This is a genomic window from Brevundimonas vesicularis, from assembly GCF_027886425.1.
GTDB lineage: Bacteria > Pseudomonadota > Alphaproteobacteria > Caulobacterales > Caulobacteraceae > Brevundimonas > Brevundimonas vesicularis_C.
This window is the reverse complement of the sequence record NZ_CP115671.1, coordinates 355,381-370,149: the sequence shown is the minus strand read 5'-3', so window position 1 is coordinate 370,149 and position 14,769 is coordinate 355,381. Positions and strand designations below refer to the sequence as shown.

General features: G+C 66.2%; 15 protein-coding genes. 5 read left to right on the top strand and 10 right to left on the bottom strand.

Features of this window, described 5'->3' with window-relative positions; genetic code table 11:
• Position 1: 1 nt before the first annotated feature.
• From holA to PFY01_RS01775, 4 genes are all read right to left on the bottom strand, one after another.
• Positions 2-1,054: a DNA polymerase III subunit delta gene (holA, locus tag PFY01_RS01790; RefSeq protein ID WP_271042183.1), complete on the bottom strand. Its 1,053-nt coding sequence runs from the start codon at positions 1,052-1,054 to the stop codon at positions 2-4.
• Positions 1,051-1,530 carry an LPS assembly lipoprotein LptE gene (gene lptE, locus PFY01_RS01785; protein WP_271042182.1) on the bottom strand — a complete coding sequence of 160 codons (480 nt, stop codon included), beginning with the start codon at positions 1,528-1,530 and terminating at the stop codon, positions 1,051-1,053. The genes holA and lptE overlap by 4 nt, the downstream gene beginning before the upstream one ends.
• Positions 1,530-4,109: a leucine--tRNA ligase gene (leuS, locus tag PFY01_RS01780; RefSeq protein ID WP_271042181.1), complete on the bottom strand. Its 2,580-nt coding sequence runs from the start codon at positions 4,107-4,109 to the stop codon at positions 1,530-1,532. Before leuS ends, lptE begins: the two co-directional genes overlap by 1 nt.
• Positions 4,110-4,268: 159 nt before the next feature.
• Positions 4,269-4,733 carry a DUF3576 domain-containing protein gene (locus PFY01_RS01775; RefSeq protein WP_017505409.1) on the bottom strand — a complete coding sequence of 155 codons (465 nt, stop codon included), beginning with the start codon at positions 4,731-4,733 and terminating at the stop codon, positions 4,269-4,271.
• Between the two features lie 339 nt (positions 4,734-5,072).
• Here PFY01_RS01775 and PFY01_RS01770 point away from each other — a divergent pair, with 339 nt between their 5' ends.
• Positions 5,073-5,477, top strand: a complete 405-nt coding sequence (locus PFY01_RS01770) for an NtrZ family periplasmic regulatory protein (RefSeq protein WP_271042180.1) — start codon at positions 5,073-5,075, stop codon at positions 5,475-5,477.
• Between the two features lie 10 nt (positions 5,478-5,487).
• Here PFY01_RS01770 and PFY01_RS01765 read toward each other — a convergent pair whose 3' ends face one another.
• On the bottom strand, positions 5,488-6,132 hold the full coding sequence (locus PFY01_RS01765) for a thiamine phosphate synthase (protein ID WP_271042179.1): 645 nt from the start codon (positions 6,130-6,132) through the stop codon (positions 5,488-5,490).
• On the opposite strand from PFY01_RS01765, the gene PFY01_RS01760 reads away from it, so the two are divergent.
• The 3 genes from PFY01_RS01760 to PFY01_RS01750 all read left to right on the top strand — a co-directional run bounded on the left by PFY01_RS01760 (position 6,131) and on the right by PFY01_RS01750 (position 8,945).
• On the top strand, positions 6,131-6,847 hold the full coding sequence (locus PFY01_RS01760) for a YggS family pyridoxal phosphate-dependent enzyme (protein ID WP_271042178.1): 717 nt from the start codon (positions 6,131-6,133) through the stop codon (positions 6,845-6,847). The two genes, PFY01_RS01765 and PFY01_RS01760, sit on opposite strands and share 2 nt — an antisense overlap.
• A gap of 65 nt (positions 6,848-6,912) precedes the next feature.
• Positions 6,913-7,599 carry a response regulator transcription factor gene (locus tag PFY01_RS01755; protein ID WP_066553631.1) on the top strand — a complete coding sequence of 229 codons (687 nt, stop codon included), beginning with the start codon at positions 6,913-6,915 and terminating at the stop codon, positions 7,597-7,599.
• Between the two features lie 41 nt (positions 7,600-7,640).
• Positions 7,641-8,945 (top strand): S41 family peptidase, encoded by a 1,305-nt coding sequence (locus PFY01_RS01750; RefSeq protein WP_271042177.1) that lies wholly within the window; start codon positions 7,641-7,643, stop codon positions 8,943-8,945.
• A 48-nt stretch (positions 8,946-8,993) separates the two neighbouring features.
• On the opposite strand, the gene PFY01_RS01745 is transcribed toward PFY01_RS01750, so the two are convergent.
• Entirely contained in the window at positions 8,994-9,581 is a 588-nt protein-coding gene (locus PFY01_RS01745; RefSeq protein WP_271042176.1) for a YczE/YyaS/YitT family protein, read from the bottom strand.
• Between the two features lie 62 nt (positions 9,582-9,643).
• On the opposite strand from PFY01_RS01745, the gene PFY01_RS01740 reads away from it, so the two are divergent.
• A complete protein-coding gene (locus PFY01_RS01740) occupies positions 9,644-11,092 on the top strand; it encodes a PLP-dependent aminotransferase family protein (protein ID WP_271042175.1) in 1,449 nt (482 codons plus the stop codon).
• Between the two features lie 3 nt (positions 11,093-11,095).
• On the opposite strand, the gene PFY01_RS01735 is transcribed toward PFY01_RS01740, so the two are convergent.
• The 4 genes from PFY01_RS01735 to PFY01_RS01720 all read right to left on the bottom strand — a co-directional run bounded on the left by PFY01_RS01735 (position 11,096) and on the right by PFY01_RS01720 (position 14,762).
• Positions 11,096-11,893 (bottom strand): exodeoxyribonuclease III, encoded by a 798-nt coding sequence (locus PFY01_RS01735; protein ID WP_271042174.1) that lies wholly within the window; start codon positions 11,891-11,893, stop codon positions 11,096-11,098.
• A 217-nt stretch (positions 11,894-12,110) separates the two neighbouring features.
• Positions 12,111-12,614 carry a hypothetical protein gene (locus tag PFY01_RS01730; protein ID WP_271042173.1) on the bottom strand — a complete coding sequence of 168 codons (504 nt, stop codon included), beginning with the start codon at positions 12,612-12,614 and terminating at the stop codon, positions 12,111-12,113.
• Between the two features lie 47 nt (positions 12,615-12,661).
• The gene (locus tag PFY01_RS01725; RefSeq protein ID WP_271042172.1) at positions 12,662-13,594 is read right to left on the bottom strand and encodes a Gfo/Idh/MocA family protein; all 933 of its coding nucleotides are present in this window, start codon (positions 13,592-13,594) and stop codon (positions 12,662-12,664) included.
• 4 nt (positions 13,595-13,598) lie between these two features.
• Entirely contained in the window at positions 13,599-14,762 is a 1,164-nt protein-coding gene (locus PFY01_RS01720) for a DegT/DnrJ/EryC1/StrS family aminotransferase (RefSeq protein ID WP_271042171.1), read from the bottom strand.
• Between the last annotated feature and the right edge of the window lie 7 nt (positions 14,763-14,769).

Here is a 14,769-nt window from a genome sequence, read left to right as displayed (position 1 = left end):
GCTAAAGCCCCAGGCGTCTGGCGCGACCTGCGATTTCCAGCAGCAGGCGTTCTGCGATCAGTTGGTCCGGCATTCCGGTCGTCTTGGTGGCGACATCGGCCGTGTTGATGCTGTCCAAGACCTCGTCCAGGGCTTCGAGCCGCCAGGATCGCGCCTGACGCAGCATTTCCGCCTCCTGTTTCCAGAAGACGCCGGCGGCCTTGGCGGCCTCCTTAGAGTTTGCGCCGTTGGCCTGCAAGATATTGATCCGGCGTAGCTTTCCGAGATGGATCGCGGCGGAGCGAACGGCGAGCACCGACGATTCGCCCTCGGCGAAGGCGCGCCTGAGCCCCGCCTGCGCCGGGCCGGGACGCGCGCCAAAAGCCTGAAGGGCCGCATCCGACAGGGAGGCGTCGGGTTCGACGCCGAGATGATGCTCCAGCGCATCCATATCCAGCGTCTTGCCGGAGCCGGGGCCGATGAACAGGGCCAGGCGCTCGATCTCTTGCCGCATCAAACCCCGCTCGCGCGGCAGGCGCGCGACGAACCGGTCCAGGGCGTCGGAGGTCAGGCCTACCTTGTCGGCGGCCAAAGCTTCACGGACCATGCGGGCCACATCGCCGGTCTCGTCCTCGTAGCAGACGATGCCGACCGCGCCGTTTTCCTTCTCGGCCGCCTTTCGCAGGGCGGATTCGCGACCCAGCTGGTCGGCCTCGACCACCATCATGGCGTCGGGATTGTAGCCGCCCTCGGCGTGGATCTTCAGCGCGGCGGCGACCGCCTTGTCCACCCCGGGCTTCAGCGCCGACAGACGGATGCGCACCAGACGACGGCCGCCCATCAGCGACATGGCCGTCAGCGCCTCTTCCAGCTTCGTTTCATCGCCATCGATGTCGCTGTCGGTCAGGACGGTGACATTGAAGGGGTCGTTCAGGTCGGGCGTGACCGTCTTGCACAACACCTCGGCCCGCTCGGCGACGCCGGACCGATCCTTGCCGTGGATCACCGCCGCCCGGATCGCCGGATCGGGCGCCTTCAGAAAGCGATCGATCTCGGGGCGTTTGGCCAGGATCACGGGTTCGACATCGCCTGCATCAGATCCAGTCGGATCAGGCGAGCCAGTTCGGCTGCGGCGCGCTCCTCTCCGTCCTGCTGGGCGGCGATGGCGGCATAGGGCTGGTCGGCGGTGGCGTAGGTCGTGGTGACCGTTTCCGTGCCGCTGACAGGCATTCCCCCGGCGGCCGGGGTCAACGTCCAGGTCGCCTTGACCGTCAGTTCATAGCGGGTGGCGGTGTCGTCGATGCGGCGACCCAGCGAGCGGCGGTTCTGCTGGACCTCTGTCGTCAGACGATACAGCGGCGTCGCGCCGCGATCCCAGGCGAGGACGTCTTCCAGCTGCTCGCGCAGGCGATAGCCCAGACGGTCATCCTGGGTCGTAACGGCGATCCGGCGCAGGGATGAACCCACGGCCGGCTCGGCGTACATGGGTGTAAAGCCGCAGGCGGAAACCGTCAGAGACGCGAGAACCGCGAGAGCCGCCGCGATACGCATCAGCCGGCCACCAGATTGACGATGCGGTCCTTGACCACGACGATCTTCTTCACGCTCAGACCCTCCAGCCGCGCCTTGACCGTTTCGTCGGCCAGGACCAGCGCTTCGACCTCGGACGGCTCCATGCCGCGCGGCACGTGGATTTCCGCGCGACGCTTGCCGTTGATCTGGATGGGCAGGACCACCTCGTCGTCGGCCGCGAGCGCAGCGTCCCACACGGGCCACGGCGCGTCCAGAACCATCCCGTCCTCACCCAGCCGCATCCAGGCTTCTTCGGCCAGGTGCGGGGTGAAGGGGGCGATCAGACGGGCCAGCGCCGACAGGGCCTGACGCTTGGCGTCGCCGCCGGCCTGGGCGTTGTCGCGAATGGTGGCGACGAAGGCGTAGAGCTTGGCGATGGCCGAGTTGAAGCGGAAGCCTTCGACCCCTTCCGACACGGCCTTTATGGCCTTGTGCGTTTCGCGCAGCAGCTCGGAGTTGGCCTTGTCTTCGCCCGCGAAACCGGCGTCATAGGTGTCGAACAGGGTCCAGGCGCGCTGGACGAAGCGGCTGGCGCCCTCGACGCCGCCAGGGGTCCACTGCACGTCCCGCTCGGGCGGGCTGTCGGACAGGACGAACAGGCGACCGGCGTCCACGCCGTGGCTTTCCAGGATCTCGGCCGGGGCGACGACGTTCTTCTTTGACTTGGACATCTTTTCGATGTCGCCGATGACCAAGGTCTCGCCGGTCGACAGCTGGCGGGCGGAACGCACGCCGTTGTCGTTCTTGAGCTCGACGTCAGTCGGCTCGACCCAGGCGCCGTCGGCGCGGCGATAGGTCTCGTGGACGACCATGCCCTGCGTGAACAGGCCGGCGAACGGCTCCTTCACCGACAGCATGCCGGCGTCAGACAGGGCGCGGGTGATGAAGCGAGCGTACAGCAGGTGCAGGACCGCGTGCTCGACCCCGCCGATATATTGATCGACAGCCAGCCAACGGTCGGCAGCGGCCTTGTTGATCGGCGCCTCGGCCGTCGGATCGGTGAACCGCGCGAAATACCAGCTGGAATCGACGAAGGTGTCGAGCGTGTCGGTCTCGCGCGTCGCGTCGGCACCGCACGACGGGCATTTGACGTGCTTCCAGGTCGCGTGACGCGCCAAGGGATTGCCGGGCACGTCGAAGGTCACATCATCAGGCAGGACCACCGGCAACTGATCGGCGGGAACCTCTACGACACCGCAGGACGGGCAGTGGATGATCGGGATCGGGCAGCCCCAATACCGCTGGCGCGAAACACCCCAGTCGCGCAGGCGATAGATGGTTTCGGCGCGGCCCTGGCCGGCGGCCTCGACCTTGGCGATCGCGGCGGCCTTGGCGGCCTCGACGTCCATGCCGTTCAGGAAGTCGGAGTTGAAGATGCGGCCGGGGCCGACATAGGCCTCGGTTCCGATTTCGACTGTCTCGGTGTCGTCGGGTTTGACCACCGGCGTCACCGGCAGATCATATTTGCGGGCGAAGTCCAGGTCGCGCTGGTCGTGGGCCGGGCAGCCGAAGATCGCGCCCGAACCGTAGGTCGACAGCACGAAGTTGGCGGCCCAGACGGGCAGGGTCTTGTCCGGATCGAAGGGATGGCGGACGCGGACGCCCAGATCCACGCCCAGCTTCTCGGCCTTTTCGATCTCGGCTTCGCTGGTGCCGGTCTGAGCGCAAGACTTGATGAAGTCCGCCACGTCCGGCCGATGTTCAGCGATGGCCTTGGTCAGGGGATGGTCGGGGGCCAGGGCCAGGAAGCTGGCGCCGAACAGGGTGTCGGGGCGGGTGGTGTAGACCTCGATCGGATCGCGGGCGTGGTTGGGTTCGCCCTCCGCTGACGCCGGCAGGAAGTCGGGCGCCGCGGCGATGTCCCACCACAGGGTCGCGCCCTTGGACTTGCCGATCCAGTTCTCCTGCATCAGCCGGACCTTTTCGGGCCAGCGGTCCAGGGTCTTCAGACCGTCGATCAGGTCGTCGGCATAGTCGGTGATGCGCAGGAACCACTGGTTCAGCTTGCGCTTCTCGACCAAGGCGCCCGAGCGCCAGCCGCGTCCATCGATCACCTGTTCGTTGGCCAGGACCGTGTTGTCGACCGGATCCCAGTTGACCACCGCATCCTTGCGATAGACCAGACCGCGCCGATACAGGTCCAGGAACCAGGCCTGTTGCTTGCCGTAGTATTCCGGGTCGCAGGTGGCGAACTCGCGCGACCAGTCCAGCGACAGACCCAGCAGCTTCAGCTGTTCGCGCATGTTGGCGATGTTGGAATAGGTCCAGCCTTTCGGGTGGATGCCGCGCTCCATGGCCGCGTTCTCGGCCGGCATGCCGAAGGCGTCCCAGCCCATCGGGTGCAGAACGTCGTACCCTTGCGCGCGCTTGGACCGCGCCACCACGTCGCCCATCACATAGTTGCGGGCGTGACCCATGTGGATGTTGCCCGACGGATAGGGGAACATCTCAAGCACATAGTATTTCGGCCGGCCGGTGTCCTTCGTGACGAAGGCGGAAGCCTCGGCCCATCGGGCCTGCTGGCGGGGTTCGGCGGTCTTGGGTTCGTAACGGGCCACGGTCGTCCTGAAAGTCGAAAGGGCGCTGACGCCCTCCCGGCTCAACTAGCCCGAAGGACGACAGCGCCCAAGAAGTAATGCGTCCTAAAAACTCTTGGACGCGTCGCGCTCAAGCAGCCCGAAGGGCGGTAGCGCCTAGTAATAAAGCGAGCGCCGGCTTTAGCCGGCGTTCGACAGGTTCAGCTGGCGCGCCTTGGTCAGGATGGCGTTTTCCAGATCGGCCTCGGTCTGGGCGGCGACCGGGGCGGCGGTCCACTGACCATCGGCGCCCTTCACTTCCTTGGTCACCGTGACGTTCAGCGCGTCGGCGCGCAGACGGGTGTCCAGGATGAAGACGGTCGCCTTGAAGCGCTCGTTCGGCGTCTGGGGGTTGATGTACCAGTCATAGTTGATGACGCCGCCCCACGGATCGGCGGTCAGCAGCGGCATGAAGCTGAGGGTGTCGAGCGAGGCGCGCCACAGGAAGGCGTTGACGCCGATGCCCTGTTGCACGTTCGTCTTGGGCGCAGACTTCTTGCCGCCGACGAAGGGAATGCTCGAGCAGGCCGACAGGGACGCGCCCAGGGCCACGCCCGAGACCAGCACGACCGCGACGTTCCGAACCAGGGCCTTGTTGAGGCTCATCAAGAGAAGTCTCCGTAAACTCAGGGACGTGAGAGCCCTCGCCCGCACGCGCGCACGGCATGAGAAATGCCGACTGCCAGGCTCTATAACACGGCGAAAAGGGGCGATGACAAGGCGAAGTCGGTTCCCGTCGCATCGCGCGTCGCGGTGTTTTCTGAAGGGCATGTCAGATTTTGCCGGAATCCGCCCGAATCCCGTGACGCTTGAGACACATACGCCGACAACAATGCGCGGGAACCTTGTTATCGCCGGCTCATTGCGTTGACCGCGCAGACACCCGGTGTCTAATCGCGGGGCTCACGACCATATAAGGTCGGTTCAGGGTTGAAACGCCGCCTCATGGCGGGGTTCGAAGGATTTGGTATGCGGTTCGGTGGTTTCCTGGCTGTGATGGTGGCGACGACGGCGATGGCCGCGTCGACGTCGGCGCTCGCCCAAAGCACATCCACCGTTTCCCTTTCGGAGGCCCAGGCGGCGCAGCGTAACGCGCCGGCGCCGCAGCGTCGCGGTCTGCGGCTCAACGATCGTGGCCGCTGGGGCCTGGATTTCAACCTGAACCAGCCCGTGGGTCGCGAGACCGACTGGGGTGACGTCGAGGCCGGCGCCTATTACCGCCTGAACGACCGTCTGCGTGTCGGCGCCGCTGCGGCCGTCAGCACGCCGGAAGCCGATCCGGCCCGCGCGCCCGAAACCAACGGCCGAGCCCAGCCCCGCGTCCGTCTGGAAACCATCTTCAAGTTCTGATTTCGACCGGTCAGCGAAACGCTGACTGAATCGCATTCACCGCTGCTAAGCCGCATGCGCCTGTGCGTGCAAGCGTTGCGGCGTTCTCTGGCGTGACGCCGCCCAGCGCATAGACCGGCATGCCGGCGGCTTTCACATGCTGTTCGAATGCATTTACGCCCAATGCGGGTTTGCCGGCGGACGCACCGCCCGCCGGAAACACCGGCGACAGGATCAGGGCGTTCACGGCTTCGGGCGCGGACGAAGAGCCATGCCAAGCCGCCGTCAGGATCCAGCCAGGTCGGTCCGAGCGGATGCGCGCTGCTTGGTCCGCAGCCCGTTCGGGCAGGTGCAGCCCGTCGGCGTCGATCGCCTCGGCCAGATTGGGGGCCAGCCCAACCAGCAATTTCACGTCCCGACCGGCCGTCGCATCCCGAAGCCGATGCCCCGTCTCGACGGCATCGGAGGCGCCAAAGGCGCGATAGATCACCGCCGAGCCGGCGGGAAGGCGCGCCGCCGTCTCCCACGGTCGGAGCGTGCGATCCGGGTCGGTGAAGAACAGCATCGGCGGCAACGCTGCGGCGGCCGGGCTGACAGCGGCGGCGGCGCGGTTTAGAGCGGTCGCGGCGTTCCAGAGCGCGCGCGCATCGTCGCTGTAACCGGCCGGCAGGATCATGACCTCTTCTTCCTCCGCTTTTTCCGCCCCGTCCATCGCCGAAAGGGTCGCCGAGGTGCGGGCGCGCATCGACGCCGCCTGCCATGCGGCCGGTCGGGATCCGGCGAGCGTGACCCTGACCGCCGTTTCCAAGACGCAAGCCCCAGAGGCCATCGACGCTATCCTGGCGACGGGTCAGCGGATCTTCGGCGAGAACCGAGTTCAAGAGGCGCAGGGCCGGTGGGCTGATCGTCGCGAAGCCTTGCCGGGCCTGGAGTTGCGGCTGATCGGCCCCTTGCAGACCAACAAGGCCGAGGATGCGGTCGCCCTGTTCGATGTGATCGAAACCCTGGACCGTGAAAAACTGGCGCGCGCCCTGGCGCAGGCGGGCGAAAAGCGCGGCCGATCGCCGCGCGTCCTGGTCCAGGTCAACACCGGCGCGGAGCCCCAGAAGGCCGGCGTCCTGCCCGATGCCGCCGACGCCCTGATTGCGGCTGCGCGCGACACCTATGGGCTGACGGTCGAGGGTCTGATGTGCATTCCCCCGGCGGATCAGGATGCAGGGCCACATTTTCAGATGTTGCGGGCCATGGCCAAACGCAACGGTGTATTGGTCCTTTCGATGGGCATGAGCGGCGACTACGAGACCGCCATACGGTGCGGCGCGACGCACGTCAGGGTCGGAACGGCCTTGTTCGGGGAACGAAATCGACCCGAAACGCCCTCTAGCTCGTAACCCTATGTGAATATTCGCACCCCCAAGCCTTGGCGCGGGGGCCAAGCCTCGCCATTGTCTGTCCCATGCCTACGCCCAAGACCATTCTGATCATTGACGACGACGACGACCTGCGCGAGGCCTTGGCCGAGCAGCTGAACCTGCATGAGGAGTTCAAGACTCAGCAGGCCGCAACCGCGACCGATGGCGTGCGAATGGGGCGCGAGATCCGCGCCGATCTGATCCTATTGGACGTCGATCTGCCCGACATGGATGGCCGCGAGGCCTGTCGCCTGTTGCGCAAGGACGGGGTTTCGACACCGGTCATCATGCTGACGGCGCAGTCGGCGGACGCCGACGCCATCCTGGGCCTGGACGCCGGAGCCAACGATTATGTCACCAAGCCCTTCCGGTTCGCCGTGCTGCTGGCGCGCATCCGCGCCCATCTACGCAGTCATGAACAGTCCGAGGACGCCGTCTTCACCATTGGCCCCTACGAGTTCCGGCCCGCCGCCAAGGTGCTGATGGACGCCAAGGGCAAGAAGGTGCGGTTGACCGAGAAGGAAACCAATATCCTCAAATACCTCTATCGCGCCGGCGCCAAGCCGGTGTCGCGCGAAGAGTTGCTGACCGAGGTCTGGGGCTACAACGCCGGGGTCACGACCCATACGCTGGAAACCCATATCTATCGCCTACGCCAGAAGATCGAACCGGAACCCGGTCATGCCCGCCTTCTGCTAACCGATGCGGGCGGGTATCGACTTCAACCCTGAAAGCGCCTGGACGACAGCGTTCGCGCAGGCGATGAAACGGCATGATCGCCGCCTTCGCCCTCGCCGCCTTGCTCCAGCAATCACCGATGCCGTCCGTGGCGCCGGACGGCGTGTTCCGATTGCGCGGCTATGGCCTGGTGATCGTCCGCGCCGGGCAAGACCTCCGGGTCTATCACGAGGCTGGCGGGGTCTGCTGGCCCGACCCTGATGGGGAAGATGTGAAAGACAGCTTCGCCGCCGTCGTCGCCGTGGCTGACGGCATAGGCTTGACCGAAGCGCACGACGATCAGGCGAGCATCTATGTGTTCGACAGGCTGCCGGCTTTGCCCCCGGCCTGCCGACATCCAGATTCGAGCGACCGTGCCGCCGTCCTGGCCATCTCGGATTTGATGCAGGCCTACTATCCCGGTTTCGAGGCTCGAAAGATCGATTTCCAAGCCCGTCGCAGCGACGTGCTTGCGCGTCTTTCGCAGACGTCATCCCCCAGCCAGGCGTTCGCCGCCGCCGCCGACCTTCTGTCGGGACTGGATGACGCACATATCGAACTGAGCGCAGAAATCGAAGGCCGCGCGCAGGACCTTCAGGTGTCGAGCGGACGAACCCTGGACGCGGTCAACGCCCGCTCCGAGCCAAGACCCGAGAGAGCGTGGCTGGGCGCGTGGCGCGAAGGCGTCCTTCAGACCATCCTTGACGGTGAAGGTCACGCCGTCGCCAACAATCGGGTCTTCTGGGGTGTGAACGACGGCGTAGGCTATCTGGCGATCGTGACCATGGGAGGGTTCGACGCCGAGGACGCCGCTTCCACAGAGCCGCTGGAAGCCGCGCTGGACGAAGCGATGATCGCGTTCGACGGGACGCGAGCAGTCATCGTGGACGTGTCCAACAATCGCGGCGGTTATGACTCTGTCAGCCGGTTGATCGCGTCGCGTTTCGCCGACCAGCCGCGCGTCGCCTACACCAAGAGGGGCTGGGGATCGGGCGTCGCTCTGCAGGTCGTGGAGGTGCGACCCTCGGATCGACCGGGCTATCACGGCCCTGTCTGGCTTCTGACCAGCGATATCACCGTCAGCGCCGGCGAGACATTCAGCCAGATGATGACGGTTCTGCCCAATGTCACGCACGCCGGGACCCGGACGAGAGGCGCGTTTTCGGATCAGAGCCCCGTGGTTCTCGCCAATGGTTGGCGCTTCGCCATGCCCATGGAGCTTTACGTCGATCCGCAAGGCCATCTGCTTGAAGGACGCGGGCTGATGCCGCAGGTCCGCATCGACCTCTATCCCGAGGGCGATCTGGACCATGGTCACGCCAAGGCCGTAAAGGCCTTGATGCGACGACTTTCGCATTAGGCCGCTTCACCTCGATCAAACCGGCGGACGGCCCAAGGCTGACGGAAGTTATCGGCGGATCGTGAACAGCGGCAGGAAGACGTGGACCAGCGGGCCGATAGTCAGGGCGTAAAGCAACGTGCCCACTCCGACCGAACCGCCCAACAGCCAGCCGACGGTGATAACGGTCACTTCGATGGCCGTCCGCACCCATTTCACCGGCCAGCCTGTGCGCGCGACGATGCCGGTCATCAGGCCGTCGCGGGGACCGGGACCGAGGCCCGCGCCAATATAGGCCCCGCTGGCCACGCCGTTCAGGACGATGCCGGCGATGAGCAAGCAGGCCAGGAGCGGTAGGCCTAGGTCGGACGGGATCCAGTCCAGACCGAAATTGGCGACCGTGCCTATAACCAACACATTGGCCACAGTGCCGATTCCAGGCTTCTGGCGCAGGGGAATCCATAGCAGCAGCACGGCCATACCGATCAGATTGACCACCAGACCGAAGCTGATCCCGGCGGGTTTCGCGAACCGCTCGAACACCCCTTGGTTCAGCACGTCCCACGGATCCAGACCGAGATCGGCGCGGACGATCAGGGCGATGGACAGGCCGTAGAGAAACAGGCCGGCGAAGAGCTGGATCAGGCGACGGGTCATAAATCGATCTGATGCGCCAAACTGGCTATCAAAAACAGGGCCAGTTATGCCATTCTGGCCCCATGTCGTCGCGGTCGATCGGTCTTGTATCCCTGACGCGCCACCTCGGCACCTGGCGGTCGCCGGGTGCAGGCGCGGCCTACCGGCAGCTCGCAGGGGCGATACGACTGCTGATTCTGGATGGCCGACTGCCCTTGGCGGCGCGGTTGCCCGGCGAACGGGAACTGGCCCAGGCGCTGGGCTTGAGCCGAACGACCGTCTCGGCCGCCTACGGACGCCTGCGGGATGACGGGTTTCTGACCGGCGGGCAGGGCGCCGCCGCGCGCACCAGCCTGCCGAACGGACCGGCGCCGCGTCATGAGGCGACGTCAACGGACAAGACTGGCCTGATCGACCTGACCGCCGCCGTCCTGCCGGCCGATCCCAATGTGCACGCTGCCTATGTGCGGGCGCTGGAGCGTTTGCCGGCCAACCTGCCGGGACACGGTTACGAGACGGCGGGGCTGGAGGCGCTGCGCGAAGCGGTAGCGGCCGGCTATCGGCGGCGCGGCCTGGCGACCTCTTCGGGTCAGATTTTGATCACGCACGGCGCGCACAATGGACTGGTCCATCTTCTGCGCCTGACGACGGGCCCCGGCGCCCCGGTGGTGTTCGACCATCCCACCTATCCGCAGGCGATCGACGCCATTCTGGCGGCGGGCGGTCGCGCCGTGCCCGTCGCCTTGCCGGACGGCGAGGGCGAGGAGGGTTGGGATGTCGAGGGTCTGGTTGCGGCCTGCCGAAGCAGCAATGCGGCCATGGCCTATCTTGTGTTGGATCACAACAATCCGACGGGGCGGATGATGCGGGCAGCGGACCGGACGCGCTTGCTGGCGGGGCTCAAGGGGTCGGAGACCCTGCTGGTGCTGGACGAGACACTGGTCGAACTGACCTTGAGCGGACCGCCGGCGCTCAGCGCCTCGGCCGTCGATGCGCCGCGGATGGTCAGGCTGGGTTCGATGTCCAAGAGCGTCTGGGGCGGTTTGCGGATCGGTTGGATCCGCGCGGACCGGGCGGTGATCCAGCGCCTGGCCCAAAGTCGCGCCAGCTTCGATCTGGGTGTTCCGATCCTGGAGCAGCTGGCGGCGGTCGAACTGTTGAACGACGGCGGCAAGGCCCTGGCGGCGCGCCGGCCCCTCTTGCGCGCCCGGCGGGATCATCTGCGGGCGCGGCTCGCTGAAAAACTGCCTGAGTGGGTCTGTCCCCGCCCGGCTGGGGGATTGTCCCTGTGGGCGCGCCTGCCCGGGCCGATCAGTTCCGCTTTGACGATCGCGGCTGAGGCCGAAGGCCTGCGCCTCGGCGCCGGTCCGCGATTCGGCGTCGACGGCGCCTTCGAACGCCGGCTGCGCCTGCCTTACACCCTGCCGGAAGATCAGCTGGATGAGGCGGTGATTCGGCTCGGGCGCGCCGCCAGGAAGGTCGGCCGGGGTCGAAAGGCGCCGGCGTCGGTCAAGCCGGTCGCCGTCTATTGAGGATCAGACGTCCAGATCGACCGTGACCGGCGCGTGGTCGCTGGGACGATCCCATTCGCGGACGTCGTCGTGGATGCGGGCGGTGTCCTTGACCACGGCGGGGGTCAGGCCGGGCGAGGTCCAGATGTGGTCCAGGCGCAGACCGCGATTCGATTTGCGGAAGTCGGCGGCGCGATAGCTCCACCAGCTGGCCAGTTTATGGGGCTCGGGGAAACGGTCGCGCAGCACATCGGCGAAACCGCCCGTCTCCTGAAGCCGGTTCAGGGTCTCGACCTCGATCGGCGTGTGGCTGACGATCTTGGACATGTAGCGGTGATTCCAAACATCGCCTTCGCCGGGGGCGATATTGAAATCGCCGGCCATGACCAGGGGACGAGACTTGTCCTGCTTGGCCACGATCGCGGTCAGCTGCTCGTAAAAATCCATCTTGTGATCGAACTTGGGGTTCAGCGTCCGATCGGGAACGTCGCCGCCGGCCGGGATGTAGAAGTTCTGCACGTCGATGCTGGAAACGCGGGCCGAGACGCAGCGCGCATGACCCAGTTTGCAGACCTGGAAGGTGTCGCTGTCCTCAAGCGGCAGGCGGCTGGCGATGGCGACGCCGTGCCAGCCCTTCTGGCCCGCCACGCGAAGGTGGGGCATGCCCATCTCCTCGAAGGCGCCGCGCGGGAACTGGTCCGTGGTGCATTTGATCTCCTGAAGCATCAGGACATCGGGCGCGCGTTCGGCGACGAAGCGGACCACCTGATCGATGCGCAGGCGGACGGAGTTGATGTTCCAGGTGGCAAGGCGAAGGGTCATGCCCCCGTCTAGCAGGCGCGCCGCGTAAAAAAAGCCCGGCCGCGACGGGCCGGGCTCTGGGAGGTTCGTCTCTCTCGCCGCCGGGGAGGGGGATATTCCAGGGCGGTAGAACGGCCGCCGCCGCTCGTGTGCCCAAAGTGTCACTGACGAATATAAAAGTCAAATCGTCACAATTGCCCACTTGTGCGTGCTCATTATGAAACAGTCTGGAAGCGGATCAGTCTCGTGGCGTTTGCGCTTGCGGGGCAGTCGCCCATTCGCCGCGCCAGTCGTAGCTCAGCGTTACGCAGTGCCGATAGGCGCCGTCCGACCACCGACCCACCGCCTGCATCGTCAGGGGACGGGGCGCACGGACGCGACCCATGATCAGCCAGACCTCGTCGGCACCGGGACACAGGGCGCGCGACAGGCCGCGACCGTCGCCGTCCTGATCGATGGCGTAGACATCATTTTCCTCGGCGCCTTGGGGCAGGACGCGTCGCGCGGCGTCCGGTCCGCCGCGCGTGAAGCCCGCGGTGCCGCGCGCGGTGGTGGAGAACAGACGTTCAACCTGCACCGCCCCGAACAGACCGCGCCGCACCTGCAAGGTGACGCCCTTGGTCAGCGCCTGGGTGATCCGGTCCGACGCATTATAGGCTAGGTAGCGGATGTCCGCATGAGCGGGCGCCGCTGCCGAACCGACGACGATCAGGGCGAGAGCGGTGGCGGTGATACGGCGCATACGTTTCTCTTCCTCATGTTTTGCGGCGAGAACGGGGCCTGATCCGATCAGTGTTCACCGAGGCAGCGCAGCGCGACCTCGAGATTGCGCAGGCCGTCTTCGCCGGTGACGGCCGGCGTTTCGCCGGTCGTGATGCCCCGGGCGAAGGCCTCCAGCTCCTTCTTCAGCGGTTCGGCCGGCCAGCTGTTCAGCATCCGGGTCGAATAGGAGCCGTCCGGCTGCTGGCCGAAATATTCGGTGACCTGGCGCGTGATGAGATCGGCGACGATGAACTTGGTCTTGGTCGCGACCTGCAGGGTGCGGGTCTTGTAGGGGGTGACCCAGTTTGTGGTGATATGGGCGATCACCCCGCTGTCCAGGCGGAACTGAAGCAGGGCCGTGTCCTCGCGGTCCGCGCGCGTGCGGGCCAGTTGCGGCTGGACCTCAACGATCTCGGAACCCGTCAGGTGGCGGATGATGTCGATGTCGTGCACGGCCAGATCAATGACCACGCCGACCTCGCCCATGCGAGGCGGGAAGGGACCGACCCGGGTGATCTGGATCGAGATGATGTCGTCGTCGGCGACGGCGCGCTTGACGGTTTCGACCGCGGGATTGAAGCGCTCGACCTGACCGACCATCAGAACGCGGTCATTGGCCTTGGCTGCATCGATCATGCGCTGGGCGTCGGCGACGCTGGCGGCGATCGGCTTTTCGACCAGGACGTGGACGCCCTTTTCCAGCAGGGCCACGCCGATTTCGGCGTGGAATCGGTTGGGGGTGGCGACGATGGCGGCGTCCAGACCGGCGTCGACGAAGGCCTGGGCCGTCGTGACGGGCGATGCGCCATAGGCGGCGGCGACGCCCTCGGCCGTCACCGCATCGGGATCGAAGACGGTGGTCAGGTCGAACTCGCGCATCTCGGAGGCGACGCGCGCATGGTTGCGGCCCATGACGCCGACGCCGGCGACGCCGATCTTGAGAGCGGGGGTGTTCGGCATCGGCTTAGCCCTTGTAGCTGGCGACGGCGGCGACGACCTTGTCCTGGGTCGCCTCGTCCAGATCGGCGTGCATCGGCAGGCTGAGGACCCGGTCCCTCAGCCGTTCGGTGACGGGCAGGCCGCCCGCACCCTGCGGGAAGCGCTGATAGGCCGGCTGCATGTGCATGGGCACCGGATAATAGACGGCGGTGGGCACGCCCTGATCCTTCAAGTGCGCGGCCAGCCCGTCGCGGTCCTCATGCTCGATCGTGTATTGCGCCCAGATGGAAACGCCGCCGTCGATGACGTGGGGCACGGCCGAGACATGGAGCGCGAGGCGTTCGTTGTAACGGGCGGCGATCCGGTTGCGCCATTCGATTTCCTGATCGAAGACCTTCAGCTTCTCGATCAGGATGGCGGCCTGGATGGTGTCCAGCCGGCTGTTCATGCCGATGCGCATGGCCAGATATTTGGGGTCGTGGGCGAAGGCGGCGGCGCCGGCCTCGAGGTCCTTGGCGACGACCTTGCCGTGCACGCGAAGGGAATCCATTTCCTGAGCCAGATCGTCGTCGTCGGTCAGCACCGCACCGCCGTCGCCGTAGCAGCCCAGGGGCTTGGCCGGGAAGAAGCTGGTCGTGGTGACGTCGGCCCATTTCAGCGGATGGTCGCCGTTCAGGGTGCAGCCGAAGCCTTGCGCCGAATCTGAGATCAGCTTCAGCCCATGGCGGTCGCAGATGGCGCGGATGGCGGGATAGTCGGCCGGCTGACCGAACAGATCGACGGCGATGACCACCTTGGGCGTCAGGCGACCCTCGGCCTTGACTCCTTCGATGGCCGCCTCAAGCTTGGCCGGGTCCATATTGTAGGTGTGGGCGTCGACGTCCACGAACACGGGCGAGGCGCCCAGCCAGGGAACGACCTCGGCCGTGGCCGTGAAGGTGAAGCTGGGGCAGAAGACGGCGTCGCCTGTGCGAACGCCCCAGGCGATCAACGGCAGGATCAGGGCGTCGGTGCCGTTGCCGCAGCCCAAGGCGTGTTTGGCCTGACCGAAGGCGGCGAGGTCGGCCTCGAACTGGCGGACCTGCGGACCCATCACCCAGGCGCCGCCGACGACGGCCTCCTGAACCGCGGCCTCAATCTTGCCGCTAAGGCGTTGGCGCTGGGCCTGAAGGTCGATGAAGGGGATCATGGGGGAC

What these genes read in the sequence shown, in the direction of transcription:
- PFY01_RS01765 (WP_271042179.1), bottom strand. Translation starts at nt 6,132, where the DNA reads ATGATCCTGCCGGCCGGTTACAGCGACGATGCGCGCGCGCTCTGGAAC.
- PFY01_RS01775 (WP_017505409.1), bottom strand. Translation starts at nt 4,733, where the DNA reads ATGAGCCTCAACAAGGCCCTGGTTCGGAACGTCGCGGTCGTGCTGGTC.
- PFY01_RS01770 (WP_271042180.1), top strand. Translation starts at nt 5,073, where the DNA reads ATGGCGGGGTTCGAAGGATTTGGTATGCGGTTCGGTGGTTTCCTGGCT.
- PFY01_RS01755 (WP_066553631.1), top strand. Translation starts at nt 6,913, where the DNA reads ATGCCTACGCCCAAGACCATTCTGATCATTGACGACGACGACGACCTG.
- PFY01_RS01750 (WP_271042177.1), top strand. Translation starts at nt 7,641, where the DNA reads ATGATCGCCGCCTTCGCCCTCGCCGCCTTGCTCCAGCAATCACCGATG.
- PFY01_RS01760 (WP_271042178.1), top strand. Translation starts at nt 6,131, where the DNA reads ATGACCTCTTCTTCCTCCGCTTTTTCCGCCCCGTCCATCGCCGAAAGG.
- PFY01_RS01735 (WP_271042174.1), bottom strand. Translation starts at nt 11,893, where the DNA reads ATGACCCTTCGCCTTGCCACCTGGAACATCAACTCCGTCCGCCTGCGC.
- PFY01_RS01730 (WP_271042173.1), bottom strand. Translation starts at nt 12,614, where the DNA reads ATGCGCCGTATCACCGCCACCGCTCTCGCCCTGATCGTCGTCGGTTCG.
- PFY01_RS01740 (WP_271042175.1), top strand. Translation starts at nt 9,644, where the DNA reads ATGTCGTCGCGGTCGATCGGTCTTGTATCCCTGACGCGCCACCTCGGC.
- lptE (WP_271042182.1), bottom strand. Translation starts at nt 1,530, where the DNA reads ATGCGTATCGCGGCGGCTCTCGCGGTTCTCGCGTCTCTGACGGTTTCC.
- PFY01_RS01745 (WP_271042176.1), bottom strand. Translation starts at nt 9,581, where the DNA reads ATGACCCGTCGCCTGATCCAGCTCTTCGCCGGCCTGTTTCTCTACGGC.
- PFY01_RS01725 (WP_271042172.1), bottom strand. Translation starts at nt 13,594, where the DNA reads ATGCCGAACACCCCCGCTCTCAAGATCGGCGTCGCCGGCGTCGGCGTC.
- PFY01_RS01720 (WP_271042171.1), bottom strand. Translation starts at nt 14,762, where the DNA reads ATGATCCCCTTCATCGACCTTCAGGCCCAGCGCCAACGCCTTAGCGGC.